This is a genomic window from Dietzia sp. DQ11-71, assembly GCF_014144995.1.
GTDB classification, from domain to species: Bacteria; Actinomycetota; Actinomycetes; order Mycobacteriales; family Mycobacteriaceae; genus Dietzia; species Dietzia kunjamensis.
This window is the reverse complement of sequence record NZ_JAALDT010000179.1, coordinates 1-2,188: the sequence shown is the minus strand read 5'-3', so window position 1 is coordinate 2,188 and position 2,188 is coordinate 1. Positions and strand designations below refer to the sequence as shown.

Genomic DNA, 2,188 nt, shown 5'->3' with positions numbered 1-2,188 from the left:
GCCGCACGGCCGGTGGGGTCCTCCGGCCCCGGCGGGGGGCCGGGTCGCGGGGAGCGGGAGTCGGCCTGGTCCACGGCGTCCAGCCTACGGCCCCTGCAGCGGGCCCGGGCCGGAGCGAGCAGCGGATCGTGCCGACACGTCGGACCGATGTCACTACTCGGTATATCGGCCCGATACATCAGCGGGTGTACAGTCTGAATCCGTCGCATGACACACGGCGCATGACGCGCACAGGCACGAGTCGCGGGAAGGGGGAGGTGGAGTGCTCGAACTGGCCATCCTGGGTCTGCTCGACGAGCGGCCGATGCACGGCTACGAGCTGCGCAAGCGACTCTCCGAGATGCTCGGGACGGTCCGGACCGTGTCCTTCGGATCCCTCTACCCCACTCTGCGCCGCCTCCAGCAGCAGGGCGACATCGTCGAGGACTCCTCGGCCGCCACCGCCACCAGGCCGCCCGCCACCGCGCGGCGCGGGCGCAAGACCTACCGCATCACCACCCGCGGAAAGGGGACGTTAGCGGCCCTGCTCGACGAGCCGGTGTCGGCGTCGTTCGCCGACGACGGTTTCGGCGTCCACCTCGCGTTCTTCGACCGCACTCCCGGGCCCGCCCGGGTGCGCCTTCTCGAGGGCCGGCGTCGGGTGCTGGAGGAGCGTCGCGAGAGCCAACGCGACGCCGCCACCCGCGCCGGACCCACCGAACTGCGCTACGCCCGGCAACTCACGTTGCTCGGGCTGGAGACCAGCGAGCGCGAGCTGCGCTGGATCAATGAACTCATCCGGACAGAGAACCCATCACAAGGAGATCCCCAATGACCGACAAGAAGGTGCGCGTCGCGATCGTCGGCGTCGGCAACTGCGCGTCCTCGCTCGTGCAGGGCGTCGAGTTCTACGCCGGCGCCGCGATCGACCAGACCGTCCCCGGACTCATGCACGTCAAGTTCGGCGACTACCACGTGGGCGACGTCGAGTTCGTCGCCGCGTTCGACGTGGACGGCAAGAAGGTCGGCATGGACCTCGCCGAGGCGATCAACGCCTCCGAGAACAACACCCTGAAGCTCTGCGACGTGCCGCCGACCGGCGTCACCGTGCAGCGCGGACCCACCCTCGACGGCCTGGGCAAGTACTACCGCGAGACCATCGAGGAGTCCGCCGCCGAGCCCGTCGACATCGTGCAGGCCCTGCGTGACGCCGAGGTCGACGTCGTGGTCAGCTACCTGCCCGTCGGTTCGGAAGAGGCCGACAAGTTCTACGCGCAGTGCTGCATCGACGCGGGCGTCGCGTTCGTCAACGCCCTGCCCGTGTTCATCGCCTCCGACCCGGAGTGGGCCGAGAAGTTCCGCAGCGCCGGCGTCCCGATCGTCGGCGACGACATCAAGAGCCAGGTCGGTGCCACCATCACCCACCGCGTTATGGCCAAGCTCTTCGAGGACCGCGGCGTCGCGCTGGACCGCACGTACCAGCTCAACGTCGGCGGCAACATGGACTTCAAGAACATGCTCGAGCGTGACCGCCTGGAGTCCAAGAAGGTCTCCAAGACCCAGGCCGTGACCTCCAACCTGGAGGGGTCGCTCAAGGACAAGATCCACGACCGCAACGTCCACATCGGCCCCTCCGACTACGTGGAGTGGCTCGACGACCGCAAGTGGGCGTACGTTCGTCTCGAGGGACGCGCGTTCGGTGACGCCCCGATCAACCTCGAGTACAAGCTCGAGGTGTGGGACTCCCCCAACTCGGCGGGCATCATCATCGACGCCGTCCGCGCGGCCAAGATCGCCAAGGACCGCGGCATCGGGGGACCGATCCTGCCCGCCTCGGCGTACCTGATGAAGTCGCCGCCGGAGCAGATGGCGGACGACAAGGCCCGCGCCGAGCTCGAGGCCTTCATCATCGGGGCCTGACCAGCGCAGCAGAAGGATCGTATGAACACAGCGACGAACCACCCGCACACCACCCCGGGGCGTCGTCGTGTCCCGGCCGTCATCGCACTCGCGATGGCGGCCGGTGTCGCACTCTCGGCCTGTTCCGCCGACACCGCGGACGACTCCGCCACCTCGCCGACGACGCGGCCCGACACCTCGTCGTCGTCGTCATCCTCGACTCCCGCCCCCACCACCACGGCCCCCGACACCGCGCAGCCCGTCTCCGTGCCCCCCGCGCCGGCACCGCCGGTCTCCCCCGCCCCCGCGC

Annotated in this window: 2 protein-coding genes and 1 pseudogene; all 3 read left to right on the top strand. The window is 69.4% G+C overall.

All coding sequences use genetic code 11. The features are described 5' to 3' along the window. Positions 1–262: 262 nt before the first annotated feature. Positions 263–814 carry a PadR family transcriptional regulator gene (locus tag G6023_RS07425; protein WP_067720031.1) on the top strand — a complete coding sequence of 184 codons (552 nt, stop codon included), beginning with the start codon at positions 263–265 and terminating at the stop codon, positions 812–814. Next, positions 811–1,899, top strand: a complete 1,089-nt coding sequence (locus G6023_RS07420; protein ID WP_067720034.1) for an inositol-3-phosphate synthase — start codon at positions 811–813, stop codon at positions 1,897–1,899. The genes G6023_RS07425 and G6023_RS07420 overlap by 4 nt, the downstream gene beginning before the upstream one ends. 21 nt (positions 1,900–1,920) lie before the next feature. Then, positions 1,921–2,188: pseudogene (locus G6023_RS07415) on the top strand (hypothetical protein); the annotation flags it as partial.

Excerpts from the sequence above, each read along its gene's own strand:
- G6023_RS07420 (WP_067720034.1), top strand. The coding sequence starts at position 811 with ATGACCGACAAGAAGGTGCGCGTCGCGATCGTCGGCGTCGGCAACTGC.